The following is a 13,739-nucleotide window of genomic DNA, read 5'->3' on the forward strand; positions in this document are numbered from 1 at the left end:
ATGAGCGCATCTGATGAATCCGAAACAACCCAAACCACTCCCACGACGACGGCGCCCGCCGACTCTGCCCCGGAACTACCTTGGGCGGGGCTCGCGGAAGCCGCTACTGAAGCCATGCGGAAGGCCTACGTCCCGTACTCCAACTTCCCGGTAGGGGCTGCGGCCCTCACGGAGGACGGACGGATAGTGTCCGGCTGCAATGTGGAGAACGCTTCCTACGGGCTCACTCTGTGCGCGGAGTGTTCGCTGGTGAGTCAGCTCCAGATGACCGGCGGCGGCCGGTTGGTTGCGTTCAGCTGCGTGGATGGCAACGGCAACGCGCTGATGCCGTGCGGCCGCTGCAGGCAGCTGCTCTACGAATTCCGCGCTCCGGGCATGCTGCTGATGACGGTGAGCGGTATCAAGACCATGGACGAGGTGTTGCCGGACGCGTTTGGTCCGCAGGATCTCGCAGAGACGGGCACCGCCCGGACAGGACAAACCACATGAGCGAGCAGTTCGACGCCGTCGACATCATCCGTATCAAGCGCGACAGGGGAACGCTGAGCCCGGCCCAGATCGACTGGACGATCGACGCGTACACCCGCGGCGCCATCGCCGACGAGCAGATGGCAGCCCTCAACATGGCGATCCTCCTCAACGGCATGGACCGTGAAGAGATCTCCCGGTGGACGGCGGCCATGATCGCCAGCGGCGAGCGGATGGACTTCTCCTCCCTCGGGAAGCCGACCAGTGACAAGCATTCCACCGGGGGAGTGGGCGACAAGATCACCCTCCCGCTCGCGCCGCTTGTCGCCGTCTTCGGCGTCGCGGTGCCGCAGCTCTCCGGACGCGGCCTCGGCCACACCGGGGGCACCCTGGACAAGCTCGAGTCGATCCCGGGCTGGCGTGCGCAGCTCTCGAATGACGAGATGATGGCGCAGCTGGCCGACGTCGGCGCGGTTATCTGCGCAGCCGGTGCCGGGCTGGCTCCGGCGGACAAGAAGCTGTACGCCCTGCGGGACGTCACCGGAACGGTGGAAGCCATTCCGTTGATCGCCTCGTCGATCATGAGCAAGAAGATCGCGGAAGGGACGGGCTCGCTCGTCCTGGACGTGAAGGTTGGCAGCGGCGCGTTCATGAAGAAGGAAACGCAGGCCCGCGAACTTGCCGAGACGATGGTCGCCCTCGGAACGGACGCCGGAGTGAAGACCGTCGCGCTGCTGACCAACATGTCCACGCCGCTCGGATTAACCGCGGGCAACGCCATCGAGGTGGAAGAGTCCGTGGAGGTACTCGCCGGCGGGGGTCCGCAGGATGTGGTCGAACTGACCGTCCGGCTCGCGGAAGAAATGCTGAGCGCCGCCGGTGTCAACGATGCCGACCCTGCGGAGGCGCTCAAGGACGGACGGGCCATGGATGTCTGGAACCGCATGATCGGTGCACAGAGCGGGGATCCGCATGCAGCGCTTCCCGTGGCCAGGGAGTCGGAGACCGTTTACGCGCCGGCCGACGGTGTCCTGGTTGAGCTTGACGCACTGGCCGTTGGAGTTGCCGCCTGGCGCCTCGGCGCCGGCCGCGCCCGCAAGGAGGACGCGGTCCAGGCCGGGGCCGGTGTGCGGCTCCACGCCAAGCCGGGAGCGGTGGTCCGCGCGGGCGAACCGCTGATGACCCTGCTCACCGACACCCCCGAGAAGTTTGACCGGGCGCGCGAGGCACTGGAAACCGCCGTCGTCATTGCTCCGGAGGGTGCACGCCCGGCGCAGCAGCTCATCATCGACCGCATCGCCTGACCCGTAAGGGGCATCCCCTACTAACGGAGGGACCTCCCCTAGTACCCGGGGCGGAGAGGGCCCGGGGGAAGATCAGCCCTTCGGGCGACGCGTTCGGGACCCGCCGCACCATAACCTTGGAAAAAGCTTGGATCAGGGGTGCAACAGGGGTATACCCCATGGACCCCTTCGATTCGCTGCTGGCATGGTTTAAGTGGTCACTGACCCACCTGATACGGCGGCATTCGTGAGCCGATCCGTACAATCCAAGGAGCACAGGTAGTGGACGCCATCAATGCTGTCACGAATGGACTGAGTGAGTTCATCCTCAGTACCGCCGAACAGCCGTGGGTCTACCTGCTGGTGTTCATCTGCTGCACCGTAGACGGGTTCTTTCCGCCCTTTCCGAGCGAGTCTGTGGTGGTGGGTCTCGCTTCACTGGTGATCACCCAGGGGGTGCCCAACGTATGGCTGCTGATGCTGGTCTCCGCCCTCGGAGCCTTCGTCGGCGATAACGTGGCCTATGCGATGGGCCGGGGTGTAGGCACACAGCGGTTCCGCTGGATGCGCCGCCCGCGTTCGCAGAAGGCTTTCGAATGGGCCGGGTACGAGCTAGAGAAGCGCGCGGCCTCGTTGATCCTGGTCGCGCGTTTCGTGCCGTTCGGGCGGGTTGCAGTCAACCTCACCGCCGGCGCAACCGGATACTCACGACGACGGTTCCTCGCGCTGACCTGCATCTCGGCAATAGCGTGGGGCAGCTATTCCGTGGGTATCGGTGCCCTCGCCGGAGCCTGGTTCGCGGACAATCACCTGCTTGGTGTCACCGTCGCGATCACGGTTGCAGTGATCCTCGGTTTCATCGTGGACCGCATCATCAGCGCCGTCCGCGGATCGACCCCGACGAGGCCGCGTCCCGAGCCGCTGCAACCACAGGTCGTCAAACTGGACAGTGTTGTGGAACCTGCAGTGGAGCCCCTGGCCTCGCGTAGTCTTGGCCTGTGACTGAACCAATGACTTCCCTTGCCACCGATATCTCCTTCGACATTCGCGCCCTGCCGAAAGTGTCGCTGCACGATCACCTCGACGGTGGCCTGCGGCCCGCGACGATCATCGAGCTCGCCGAAGCGGTTGGCCACCAGCTCCCCTCGACGGACCCGGTCGCGCTCGGCCAGTGGTTCCGCGACTCGGCCGATTCCGGTTCCCTGGTGCGCTACCTGGAAACGTTCGACCACACCATTGCGGTCATGCAGACCCGCGAAGGGTTGTCCCGCGTTGCACAGGAGTTCGTGGAGGATCTTGCCGATGACGGAGTGGTCTACGGCGAGGTGCGCTGGGCTCCTGAGCAGCACCTGACCGGGGGGCTTTCCCTCGACGAGGCGGTCGAGGCAGTGCAGGAAGGCCTCGACGCCGGCGTGGAGGCCGTCGCCGCACGCGGGGGCACCATCCAGGTGGGCCAGCTCATCACGGCGATGAGGCACGCTGACCGCGGCCAGGAAATCGCCGAACTGGCTGTCCGGCACCGTGACCGCGGCGCAGTCGGTTTCGACATCGCCGGCGCCGAGGACGGCTTCCCACCTGCCCGGTTCGCCGACGCCTTCACCTATCTCGCACAGCACCAGTTCCCGGCGACGGTCCACGCGGGTGAGGCTGCCGGCGTCGAGAGCATCGTGGACGCACTCGTGAATGGTCGGGCGCAGCGGCTAGGCCACGGCGTGCGCATCGCCGAGGACATCACCGTGGAGTTCGATGACGACGGCGGCTCCGACTCCCCGGTCGGAATGGCCAGCCTGGGCCAGGTGGCCGCCTGGGTCCGTGACCGCGGGATTCCGCTGGAGGTCTGCCCGTCGTCGAACCTGCAGACCGGAGCGATCGAGGCATTCGGCAAGGACATCACCAGCCACCCGATCGACCTGCTCTACCAGCTCGGCTTCAACGTCACGGTCAACACGGACAACCGCCTGATGAGCGGTGTAACGCTCACGGACGAATTCGAGCTTCTCGTCGAAACCTTCGATTATGATCTCGATGACCTCCTGGAGCTCACCCTCAACGCTGTCGAGGCCGCGTTCCTGCCCCTCGACAGCCGCACCGCGCTCGCCGAGCTCATTGCGCAGGGGTACGACGGCACCGGCGGAGCATGACCGGAAGCGCCCAGCACGCAGGCGCTTCCCTTGAGCGGCTGCTCGAGGTGATTCGACAGTTGCGTGAGCATTGCCCCTGGATGGGTGCGCTGACGCATGAGTCGCTCGCCGAGTACCTCGTCGAGGAGTGCTACGAACTCCTCGACGTGTTGGAAGGGCCGGCAGGTGCCGACGAACTGCGCTCCGAGCTGGGCGACGTCCTTCTGCAGGTAGTGCTTCACGCACGCCTGCAGGAGGAACGCGGTTCATTCGCGATGGCCGAGGTCATTGACGGTCTCACCGACAAGATGATCCGGCGGAACGCCCACGTCTTCACTGCCGACGGCGGACTGCGGGAGACGTTTCCGTCGTCCGTCGAGGAAATCGAGGCGGCCTGGCACAGCATCAAGCGGCGGGAACGACCGGGGGATTCGACGCCGTTCGCCAGCATCCCGCACGGTCTTCCGGCGCTCGCTCAGGCCGCGAAAACCCTCAAGCGGGCCAAACGCGACGGAGCAATCCGACGGGAGGCGTCCGGCGCCGTCGTGCGTGCCGGCGAGGCGGACCCGGCATCGGAGGAGGAGCTCGGTGAGGTGCTGCTCGCCGTCGTCGGACAGGCTGTCGACGCCGGTCTGGATCCGGAGCGGGCGCTCCGCGTTGCGGTGCGAAAGTACCAGGATGCGCACCTGGCATACCCCGGGGAGAGCATCCCCACGGAGACTGCGGCCCACTCCTGACGGGGTTTCCGACTATCCCTGATTGAAAGCCCGCCGTCACGGACAGTCATTGACCGCCGCTTTGAATTAGGCTGAGTACGAATCCCCGCGTAGACGCATCAGCCCGTCCGGGTTGAGCACGTTTTCCGCTGTCCGTATGAAGAACCTTCGTACACCCTTGATGAACAGGAGCATTCCATGGCAATTATTGATGCCATCCACGCACGTGAAATCCTTGACTCCCGCGGCAACCCCACGGTTGAGGTCGAGGTACTGCTCGACGACGACACCTTCGGCCGCGCGGCCGTTCCCTCCGGTGCGTCCACCGGCGCCTTCGAAGCGAACGAACGCCGCGACGGCGACAAGGACCGCTACCTCGGCAAGGGCGTCCTCCAGGCCGTTGAAGCCGTCATCGAACAGATTCAGCCCGCACTACTCGGCTTCGATGCCGGCGACCAGCGCGCCATCGACCAGGCCATGATCGACCTGGACGGCACCGAGAACAAGTCCAACCTGGGAGCCAACGCCATGCTCGGCGTTTCCCTGGCGATCGCCCGCGCAGCCGCCGAATCCTCCGCGCTGCCGCTCTACCGTTACCTGGGTGGACCCAACGCGCACGTCCTGCCCGTCCCACTGATGAACATCCTCAACGGTGGCTCGCACGCCGATTCCGACGTCGACATCCAGGAGTTCATGATCGTTCCCCTGGGCGCTGAGTCCTACTCCGAGGGCCTGCGCTGGGGCGTTGAGGTCTACCACGAGCTCAAGAAGGTCCTGAACGAGAAGGGCCTGGCCACGGGCCTCGGCGATGAGGGCGGCTTCGCTCCCAACCTGCCCTCCAACCGGGACGCCCTCGACCTCATCACCTCGGCCATCGAGCGCGCCGGTTACACCCCCGGCACCGACATCGCGTTCGCTCTCGACGTCGCCGCCTCCGAGTTCTACAAGGACGGCGCCTACCACTTCGAGGGCAAGGCGATCGATTCCGCGGCCATGCGCGCCTACTACGAAGAGCTCGTACGCGACTACCCGCTGGTATCGATCGAGGATCCGCTGGACGAGGAAGACTGGGAAGGCTGGAAGGCACTCACCGACTCCCTCGGCGGCAAGGTCCAGCTCGTTGGCGACGACCTCTTCGTCACCAACCCTGTCCGTCTCGAGCGCGGCATCAAGGCCGACACGGCCAACTCCCTGCTCGTGAAGGTGAACCAGATCGGTACGCTCACCGAAACGCTCGACGCCATCTCGCTGGCCCAGCGCTCCGGCTACACCACGATCACCTCACACCGCTCCGGTGAGACGGAAGACACCACGATCGCGGACATCTGCGTCGCAACGAACGCCGGCCAGATCAAGACGGGCGCCCCCGCACGTTCCGAGCGTGTTGCCAAGTACAACCAGCTGCTGCGCATCGAAGAGGAACTGGACGACGCCGCGCGTTACGCCGGTCGTTCCGCGTTCCCGCGTTTCACTGCCTGATCACCGGGCATCGGGCGTTACCCTCGTTAAGCAGGTAACCGCCGACCTCGGGCTTTCGCCCGGCCCGGCGGCCTAACGAAGCTTGAGCGAGGAGTCCGATGTCCACCCGACGCCCCAGCGTTCCGCGCACAACACGAGCGCGTACGGACGGGCAGAGGCAGCCGACACCGCCACTGAAGCGCCCTGGTACCCAGGGCGCTTCAGTGCGTCCGACGCCCTCCACCGCGAGCCACAAGACGGAAAAGCAGGACGCTCCCCGGACGCAGTCCTCTGCGGCATCCCCGCCACGGAAGAAAACATCGCCGTCCGAGGCCCGGGCGGCGGAACGTTCCCAGCTCGCCGGAGCCATCCGAACCGCGAGTTCTCCGTTCCGCCGTTCATCGGAGCGCATCATCGTTCCGGCGGAGGACGCCGAGCCGATTCCCGCCAAAGCCTTCTCCGGACGGTTGCTGGCACTCGCCGTCGTGCTTGTCACCATCACGGTGCTGCTGGCGCCGTCCGTACGCACCTACCTGCAGCAGCAGGCTGAGACGGCTGCCCTGCAGGACCGCATCACCGCCCTGCAGCAGGAGCAGGACGCCCTCGAAACGCAGATCGCCCGCTGGGAAGATCCCGCCTACATCAAGCAGCAGGCACGTGACCGGCTCTTTCTGGTGATGCCCGGCGAAACCCGGTACCTGGTCAAGGGCGGGACAGCCGTCGAGTCGTCCGAAGAGCAGCAGTCAGCCGCTTCGCCGGAGGATCTGCCGTGGGCGGATGCGCTCTGGGAATCAGTGGAGCGCGCTGCCACCGACTAACCTTGATTGCGCGGGGATTTCCCCAGCGCATCAAGGGACAGGAAGGACCGCAGTGACGGAAGGCAACCCGCTTGCACCCACACCAGCTGATCTGGAGACGCTCAGCCGGCAGTTGGGGCGCCCGGTTCGCGACGTCGTCGAGATCGGCGCCCGGTGTGTCTGCGGCAATCCGCTGGTGGCCACCACAGCCCCGCGGCTCAGCAACGGCATCCCCTTTCCCACTACCTACTACCTGACGCACCCGGTCATCACCGCTGCGGTGTCCCGCCTTGAAGCCGGCGGGACCATGACTGACATGACGGAGCGGCTTGAGCACGACGCCGAGCTGGCCGCCCGCTATCGTCGGGCACACGAAGCGTACCTGCGAGCGCGCGCCGAGATCGGGGAACGCAGCGGCATCGGTCCGGTGCCGGAGATCGACGGGGTGTCCGCAGGCGGAATGCCCACCCGGGTGAAGTGCCTCCATGTTCTGGTGGGCCATTCCCTCGCCGCGGGTCCCGGAGTGAACCCGCTCGGTGATGAGGCGCTGGCTGACATCTCGGAGTGGTGGACGGCGGGGGAGTGCCGTTGCGAAGGCGCGTGGGACGTGAGCGGTGACGCGCCGAATCGCGACCTCAGCCGTCATGTGAAGACACAGGGACTCAGCCCAGATGAACTGGACAGGAAACGTGCCGAACGTCGAACGGGTGAAGGGAAGGCCTGACATGCGTACTGCAGCCATCGATTGTGGAACGAACTCCATTCGCCTGCTGATCGCGGATGTTGAGGACGGTGCCGGTCTCACCGACGTCGTTCGCCTGATGCGCGTGGTGCGTCTCGGGGAAGCCGTTGACGCGACCGGCAGGCTCTCCGACGCGGCGCTGGAGCGGACATTCGGGGCCGTGGATGAATACGCAGAACTGATCAAGGAGCACGGCGCCGGGCGCGTCCGCTTCGTGGCGACCTCGGCCACGCGGGACGCGAGCAACCGCGACGTCTTTGTCTCCGGTGTGCGCGACCGCCTTGGGGTTGAACCGGAGGTTGTCAGCGGCGACGAGGAAGCGGAACTGTCGTTCTCGGGAGCCGCCAGCGTCCTCGCCGGCGAAAGCGACGCTCCCGTGCTTGTGGTGGACCTCGGAGGCGGAAGCACAGAGTTCGTCGTGGGTACCGGCAACCAGGTCATCGCTGCGCGCAGCATGGACATGGGGTGTGTACGTTTCACCGAGCGGTTCCTGCGCTCCGACCCGCCGACGGAGGAGGAAGTTGCCGCTGCCGAGGAAGAGATCGGCAGGATGATAGACAAGGCGGATGCCGAGGTGAACCTGGCCTCTGTGCAGGGCATCATCGGAGTGGCGGGCAGCATCACCACCGTTACCGCACATGCGCTGAAGCTTCCGGAGTACCAGTCCGAGCGTATCCACGGCTCCGAGCTGAGCGTTGAAGAGATCGACCGCGCCACCACCTCACTGCTGCACCTGCCGCGCTCCGAACGCAAGGCCCTGCCCTACATGCACCCCGGACGCGTGGACGTCATCGGCGCGGGCGCCCTGATCTGGCGCACCATCGTCCAGCGCGTCACCGAGACCACTGAAGGGCGCGTTAGCAGTGCGGTCGCGAGCGAACACGACATTCTCGACGGCATTGCCCTCAGCGCCGCCTCCCGGAAGTGACGCAATGACAGTGCCCGCCCTGCATCATCGCACTCTCGTTCCCAGGTCCGTCGCCGCCGTCGTCGCGGTGTCGCTGGGGCTTGCAACCGCCGTCGTCGGTCCGGCTGACAGCGCCGGCGCGCACGGCGCGGAGATCCGGGACAGCCAATACTGGCTTGAGGAATACGGCGTCACCGAGGCATGGAAAGACACCAAAGGTGAAGGTGTGACCGTCGCGGTGATCGACAGCGGCGTCGACGGAAGCCACCCCGATCTGGGAGGAGTGGTTACGGGAGGTACGGATGTCTCCGGTGCCGGAGCGCCTAACGGGCAGCGCGGCATCGGTGAGGTGCCCGAACACGGCACGCTCGTGGCCAGCCTGCTTGCGGGCCGTGGACATGAAGCAGAAGAACCGGTTGAAAGCCCGTCTGCTTCTGCTTCTCCATCCGCTGCCGCCTCCCCGACGAAGTCCGCATCGCAGACGAAGTCCGCGGTTGAGGCTTCCAGGGAGGCGGAGGAAGCGGGAAAGGCCGCGGTTCAGGCTGCGGGACGCGGACCGGACGGCGTCATCGGCGTCGCACCTGAGTCCGAGCTGCTTGCGGTATCGCTCTGGATCGGGGGCGAGTCCAGCGGCCCCAATCCGGCAGGGGTGAGCATCGACGAACAGATTCCCAAAGCCGTCCGCTGGGCCGTGGACAACGGTGCCTCAGTGATCAACATGTCGCTGGGCAGCACGTCGCCCACCTGGCCGGAGAGCTGGGATGAAGCGTTCCTCTATGCGGAACAGAACGACGTCGTCATCGTCGCCGCTGCAGGCAACCGCGCCGGAGGATCGGTGCAGGTCGGCGCCCCCGCCACCATGCCCGGTGTTCTCGCGGTGGGCGGACTCGACACCACTGGAGTGGCGAGTCGTGAATCCTCCTCCGAGGGCATCAGCATCGGAATCGCGGCCCCGGCCGAGAACCTCGTCGGCAACCTGCCGGGTGGGCTCTACGCAAGCAAATGGTCAGGAACCTCCGGCGCTGCGCCACTGGTCTCCGGGGTTGCGGCGCTCATTCGCGCCAAGTATCCGGACCTGACGGCCGCACAGGTGATCAACCGGATCATCATGACGGCGCACGATGCCGGGATACCGGGCAAGGACACCATCTACGGCCACGGAATCCTCGACGCCGATGCTGCGGTCAACGCGGAACTCGCTGTACCCGAGGAGCGCCTCCTGGGCGCCGGCGGTGTGGTGAGCATGGCCCAGTACATCGAGACGTACCGCCGCGGCGAGGTGCCTCCGCCTCCGCCGCCGGAACCTGCCCCCGCCGAGGAGCCGTTGCCCGATATCCCTGAACCTACCGTGCCGGTAGCCCAGGAGCGGACCGCAACCGCCAGTTCGCTGCCTGGCGTCATCGTGTTCGGATTCGGAGGATTGATCCTCTTCATCCTGCTCGGCGGGACGTATCAGGTGGTCCGGGTATACCGGGATGGCCGCGCGGCAAACGGTCACGGCCACCAGCCGCCGGACGGGACGGAAACCGCCGGCACTGCGGGTGAAGATCCGGCGTCGGGAGAGACGGACACTACTGGGTCGACAACCTCCAACCCCCGCTAGTGAAGATTTTCACAAAGTCCGGTACGCTGGCCTCATGGCTCAAACCTCCAAGTTTTCTGATCGTCCCCGGATCCTTGTTGTCGGCGGCGGCTACGTTGGCCTCTACGTAGCCCACAAGCTGCAAAAGAAGGTGAAGGATCACGGCGGCATCGTCACGCTCGTTGACCCTTTGCCCTACATGACTTACCAGCCCTTCCTCCCCGAGGTGGCCGGCGGAAACATCGAGGCGCGTCACGCTGTCGTCTCCCACCGCATGCACCTCACGGACACCGAGCTCATCACGGGCAAGGTGACCGGCGTGAACCATTCCTCGCGCACGGCAACCGTTGAACCCTCAGACGGCAGCGCGCCGTTCGAGCTCACCTACCGCGACGTCGTCATTGCTGCCGGTGCTATCACCCGCACGTTCCCGATCGAGGGGCTCGCGGAGGAGGGCATCGGCCTCAAGACCATCGAGGAAGCCGTCGCCCTGCGTAACCAGCTGCTGGAGCGCATCGAGACCGGCTCACTCATGGAGCCGGGCGCTCAGCGCGACCGCGCGCTGACCTTCGTCGTTGTCGGCGGCGGTTTTGCCGGCATCGAGGCGCTCGCCGAAATGGAAGACCTGGCACGTGCTGCCGTCAAGAAGAACCCCCGTCTCAAGCGTTCCGACATCCGCTTCGTGCTCGTGGAGGCCATGGGCCGCATCATGCCCGAGGTCACCGAAGAGCAGGCCGTGTGGGTCGTGGAGCACCTGCGAGCACGCGGCGTGCAGGTCATGCTGAACACCTCGCTCGCCAGCGCCAAGGACGGCAGGCTCAAGCTCATCAACATGCCGGACAAGTCCGCGGCCGATGAGTTCGAGACCGACACCCTCGTCTGGACCGCAGGCGTGCAGGCCAACCCCGTTGTCCGCAACACCGACTTCCCGATCGACGAGCGCGGCCGTGTCCGCGCCAGCGCTGAACTGCGCATCACCGGCGACGACGGCCCGCTGGACGGTGCCTGGACTGCCGGCGACGTCTCTGCCGTGCCTGACCTCTCCGGTGGCGGTGTCGGCGGCTTCTGCGTCCCGAACGCACAGCACGCTGTACGCCAGGCCAAGCTTCTCGCCGATAACATCTACGCCGAACGGTACGGCGTCGGCCGCGTCCGAGAGTACAAGCACAAGAACCTGGGCGCGGTTGCCGGGTTCGGCCAGTACAAGGGCGTCGCCAACATCATGGGATTCGGCATGCGCGGTCTGCCTGCGTGGCTCGCCCACCGCGGCTACCACGGCATGGCAATGCCCATGTTCGAGCGCAAGGCACGCGTGGTGGGCAACTGGGTCATCGGCTTTGTCTTCGGACGTGACACCACGCAGCTGATGGACCTGCAGACCCCGCGTCGCCAGTTCCGCGAGGCTGCTACCCCTCCGCCGAAGAAGCAGGTAACCCCGTCCCTCGATGCGAATCGTTCCGAGGACACGGAGAAGATCAACGCCAAGGCCTAGAATCTGCTGAGGCGAAGTTGTGCAGGCGACGGCGGCACCCGGACGGGTGCCGCCGTCGTTGTTTAAGCGGCTATAGTTCTGGATCGTGATCAATGTCCTCGGCAAGACAGTCGACGACCAGACCCGATGCGTGCACTACCGGACCGACCTCGACGTTGTCGCCATCCGGTTCAAATGCTGCGGCGAGTTCTACCCGTGCCACCTTTGCCATGAGGAAACGGCCGGCCATGAGGCGTCCGTGTGGCCACAGGGGGAGCAGGATACGCGCGCGATTCTCTGCGGAGTCTGCGGCGAGACCATGACAATTCTGGACTACCTCGACGCCGACGACTGTTCCTCGTGCCAGGCGCCCTTCAACCCGGGCTGCCGGCTCCATAAACACCTGTACTTCGCCACGAACTGATTCGCGTACGCGATGGTGCCCCAGGTGGGACTCGAACCCACACTGTGAAGATTTTAAGTCTCCTGCCTCTGCCATTGGGCTACTGGGGCGTAACTTCCGACGCGGCTGACGGGCGGGTGCACCGCCTGAGCGTCCCATCAAGAATACGCGAACCCTGCGCACGCCGAACCGTTCAGCGCCGAAGCAGGAGAAAACCCCTGTGACCAGCGTTACAAGGATGTAACCAGATTTGCTTATCTTAGACACGCTTTTGCACTAGCTTTTTCATATATCAGGAACACCTGGTGATCGCATCAAAGGCTGACCGAGCCTTTCGATCGAGGAGATAAATTTCATGACAGCAACACGTAACTCCGCGCGGATCAGCATCGGGGAGACTGCTCCGCGCGCAGCGAAGATTGCCGCCCTCAGCCTGGGCGTCGCACTCTTCGCATCTGCCTGCGGTGGCAATCCCACACCCGAAGGAGAAGGCGGCGAAACAACTTCGGCAGCGGCAGGGTCGGGACTGACCTGTCCCGAGAGTCAGGGTGGCGAAGCCCCCGAGCCCGGTGAGAAGGGCGACCCGAGCTCAGTACCCGAGGCGGAAACCACATCCGAAGATCCGCTTGTACTTGGGTCCCTCCTGCCCACCACGGGCGCTCTCGCGTTCCTCGGTCCCCCTGAAATCGCGGGTGTCAACCTGGCAGTCCAGGAAATCAACGAGGCCGGCGGTGTGCTGGGCCAGGACGTTGAAATCATCCACCGCGACTCCGGCGACACCACCACTGACATCGCAACCCAGTCCGTCACCGACCTCCTGTCGCAGGACGTGAGCGCCATCGTCGGTGCGGCGTCGTCGGGCGTATCGCAGACGGTGATCAACCAGATCACCGGTGCGGGCGTTATCCAGATGTCGCCTGCCAACACATCGCCGGACTTTACGGACTGGGATGACAACGGTCTGTACTGGCGTACCGCGCCATCCGATGTACTCCAGGGTCGAGTCCTCGGTAACTACATCATGGCCTGTGGCGCACAGACCGTGGGTATGATCGTCCTCAACGACGCGTATGGTACCGGCCTCCAGTCCAGCATCAAGGAAGCCGTCGAGGGCGCCGGCGGCCAGGTTGTGGCGGAGGAGCTCTTCAACGAGGGCGACTCGCAGTTCAGCAGCCAGGTGGATGCGCTCGTCGCAGCCGAACCTGACGCCTACGTGGTCATCAGTTTCGACCAGGCCAACAGCATCATCCCGCTGATGACCGGTCAGGGCGTTGATCCAAACGCGATGTTCTTCGTTGACGGCAACACCGCCGACTACAGCGCGGACCTCGATCCAGGCACCCTCGAAGGCGCGCAGGGCACCCAGCCCGGCTCCTTCGCAGGCGACCAGTTCAAGGAAGATCTAGCCGAGATCGACGACAGCCTGAATGTCTGGAACTACGCGGGTGAAAGCTACGACGCCGTAAACCTCATTGCCCTGGCCGCAGACGCAGCCGGCAGCATTGACGGAGCCGCAATCGCTGCGGAACTCGAGGCAGTCTCCAAGGAAGGCACAGAGTGCTTCGACTACGCGGGCTGCGTCACCCTGCAGCGCAACGGTGAAGATATCGATTACCAGGGCATCTCCGGCCCGATCACGTTCGATGAGAACGGTGACCCGACCGAAGCCTTCATCGGCATCTACGAGTTCGACGAGAACAACGTCCCGCAGCCTTACCGCTCCGAGTCGGGCAAGCTCTAAGAACTTCCGCACCACCTGAGTCACAGGCACACAGAGGAGCCCCTCCCAGCC

General features: G+C 65.3%; 13 protein-coding genes and 1 tRNA gene. 13 read left to right on the forward strand and 1 reads right to left on the reverse strand.

Annotated elements, in window-relative coordinates:
* The 12 genes from AC5RTB_RS02185 (at position 1) to AC5RTB_RS02240 (ending at position 11,968) form a co-directional block, all read left to right on the forward strand.
* Positions 1-489, forward strand: coding sequence for a cytidine deaminase (locus tag AC5RTB_RS02185; RefSeq protein WP_494059433.1), 489 nt, complete (start codon positions 1-3; stop codon positions 487-489).
* Positions 486-1,772 (forward strand): thymidine phosphorylase, encoded by a 1,287-nt coding sequence (locus AC5RTB_RS02190; protein ID WP_494059434.1) that lies wholly within the window; start codon positions 486-488, stop codon positions 1,770-1,772. Before AC5RTB_RS02185 ends, AC5RTB_RS02190 begins: the two co-directional genes overlap by 4 nt.
* Before the next feature lie 261 nt (positions 1,773-2,033).
* Positions 2,034-2,753 (forward strand): DedA family protein, encoded by a 720-nt coding sequence (locus AC5RTB_RS02195; RefSeq protein WP_494059435.1) that lies wholly within the window; start codon positions 2,034-2,036, stop codon positions 2,751-2,753.
* Entirely contained in the window at positions 2,750-3,892 is a 1,143-nt protein-coding gene (locus tag AC5RTB_RS02200) for an adenosine deaminase (protein WP_494059436.1), read from the forward strand. Before AC5RTB_RS02195 ends, AC5RTB_RS02200 begins: the two co-directional genes overlap by 4 nt.
* Positions 3,889-4,608, forward strand: coding sequence for a MazG nucleotide pyrophosphohydrolase domain-containing protein (locus AC5RTB_RS02205; RefSeq protein ID WP_494059437.1), 720 nt, complete (start codon positions 3,889-3,891; stop codon positions 4,606-4,608). Before AC5RTB_RS02200 ends, AC5RTB_RS02205 begins: the two co-directional genes overlap by 4 nt.
* A 177-nt stretch (positions 4,609-4,785) precedes the next feature.
* Entirely contained in the window at positions 4,786-6,066 is a 1,281-nt protein-coding gene (eno, locus tag AC5RTB_RS02210) for a phosphopyruvate hydratase (protein WP_494059438.1), read from the forward strand.
* Positions 6,067-6,269: 203 nt separating this feature from the next.
* On the forward strand, positions 6,270-6,863 hold the full coding sequence (locus AC5RTB_RS02215) for an FtsB family cell division protein (protein ID WP_494059439.1): 594 nt from the start codon (positions 6,270-6,272) through the stop codon (positions 6,861-6,863).
* 52 nt (positions 6,864-6,915) lie between these two features.
* A complete protein-coding gene (locus AC5RTB_RS02220; RefSeq protein WP_494059440.1) occupies positions 6,916-7,566 on the forward strand; it encodes a DUF501 domain-containing protein in 651 nt (216 codons plus the stop codon).
* A gap of 1 nt (position 7,567) precedes the next feature.
* Positions 7,568-8,512 (forward strand): Ppx/GppA phosphatase family protein, encoded by a 945-nt coding sequence (locus AC5RTB_RS02225; protein ID WP_494059441.1) that lies wholly within the window; start codon positions 7,568-7,570, stop codon positions 8,510-8,512.
* A 4-nt stretch (positions 8,513-8,516) separates the two neighbouring features.
* Positions 8,517-10,094, forward strand: a complete 1,578-nt coding sequence (locus tag AC5RTB_RS02230) for a S8 family serine peptidase (protein WP_494059442.1) — start codon at positions 8,517-8,519, stop codon at positions 10,092-10,094.
* 34 nt (positions 10,095-10,128) lie between these two features.
* Complete coding sequence (locus AC5RTB_RS02235; RefSeq protein WP_494059443.1) at positions 10,129-11,565, forward strand: NAD(P)/FAD-dependent oxidoreductase; 1,437 nt, start codon at positions 10,129-10,131, stop codon at positions 11,563-11,565.
* 85 nt (positions 11,566-11,650) lie between these two features.
* The gene (locus tag AC5RTB_RS02240; protein ID WP_494059444.1) at positions 11,651-11,968 is read left to right on the forward strand and encodes a CHY zinc finger protein; all 318 of its coding nucleotides are present in this window, start codon (positions 11,651-11,653) and stop codon (positions 11,966-11,968) included.
* A 13-nt stretch (positions 11,969-11,981) separates the two neighbouring features.
* On the opposite strand, the gene AC5RTB_RS02245 is transcribed toward AC5RTB_RS02240, so the two are convergent.
* Positions 11,982-12,057, reverse strand: a tRNA-Leu gene (locus tag AC5RTB_RS02245).
* A gap of 245 nt (positions 12,058-12,302) precedes the next feature.
* Between AC5RTB_RS02245 and AC5RTB_RS02250 the strand changes: the two genes are divergently transcribed.
* Positions 12,303-13,688 (forward strand): ABC transporter substrate-binding protein, encoded by a 1,386-nt coding sequence (locus AC5RTB_RS02250; RefSeq protein ID WP_494059445.1) that lies wholly within the window; start codon positions 12,303-12,305, stop codon positions 13,686-13,688.
* The last annotated feature ends 51 nt before the right edge of the window (positions 13,689-13,739 follow it).

It is taken from the genome of Arthrobacter sp. M71 S08 (assembly GCF_059089725.1).

What these genes read in the sequence shown, in the direction of transcription:
- eno (WP_494059438.1), top strand. Translation starts at nt 4,786, where the DNA reads ATGGCAATTATTGATGCCATCCACGCACGTGAAATCCTTGACTCCCGC.
- AC5RTB_RS02250 (WP_494059445.1), top strand. Translation starts at nt 12,303, where the DNA reads ATGACAGCAACACGTAACTCCGCGCGGATCAGCATCGGGGAGACTGCT.
- AC5RTB_RS02185 (WP_494059433.1), top strand. Translation starts at nt 1, where the DNA reads ATGAGCGCATCTGATGAATCCGAAACAACCCAAACCACTCCCACGACG.
- AC5RTB_RS02190 (WP_494059434.1), top strand. Translation starts at nt 486, where the DNA reads ATGAGCGAGCAGTTCGACGCCGTCGACATCATCCGTATCAAGCGCGAC.
- AC5RTB_RS02235 (WP_494059443.1), top strand. Translation starts at nt 10,129, where the DNA reads ATGGCTCAAACCTCCAAGTTTTCTGATCGTCCCCGGATCCTTGTTGTC.
- AC5RTB_RS02230 (WP_494059442.1), top strand. Translation starts at nt 8,517, where the DNA reads ATGACAGTGCCCGCCCTGCATCATCGCACTCTCGTTCCCAGGTCCGTC.
- AC5RTB_RS02225 (WP_494059441.1), top strand. Translation starts at nt 7,568, where the DNA reads ATGCGTACTGCAGCCATCGATTGTGGAACGAACTCCATTCGCCTGCTG.
- AC5RTB_RS02205 (WP_494059437.1), top strand. Translation starts at nt 3,889, where the DNA reads ATGACCGGAAGCGCCCAGCACGCAGGCGCTTCCCTTGAGCGGCTGCTC.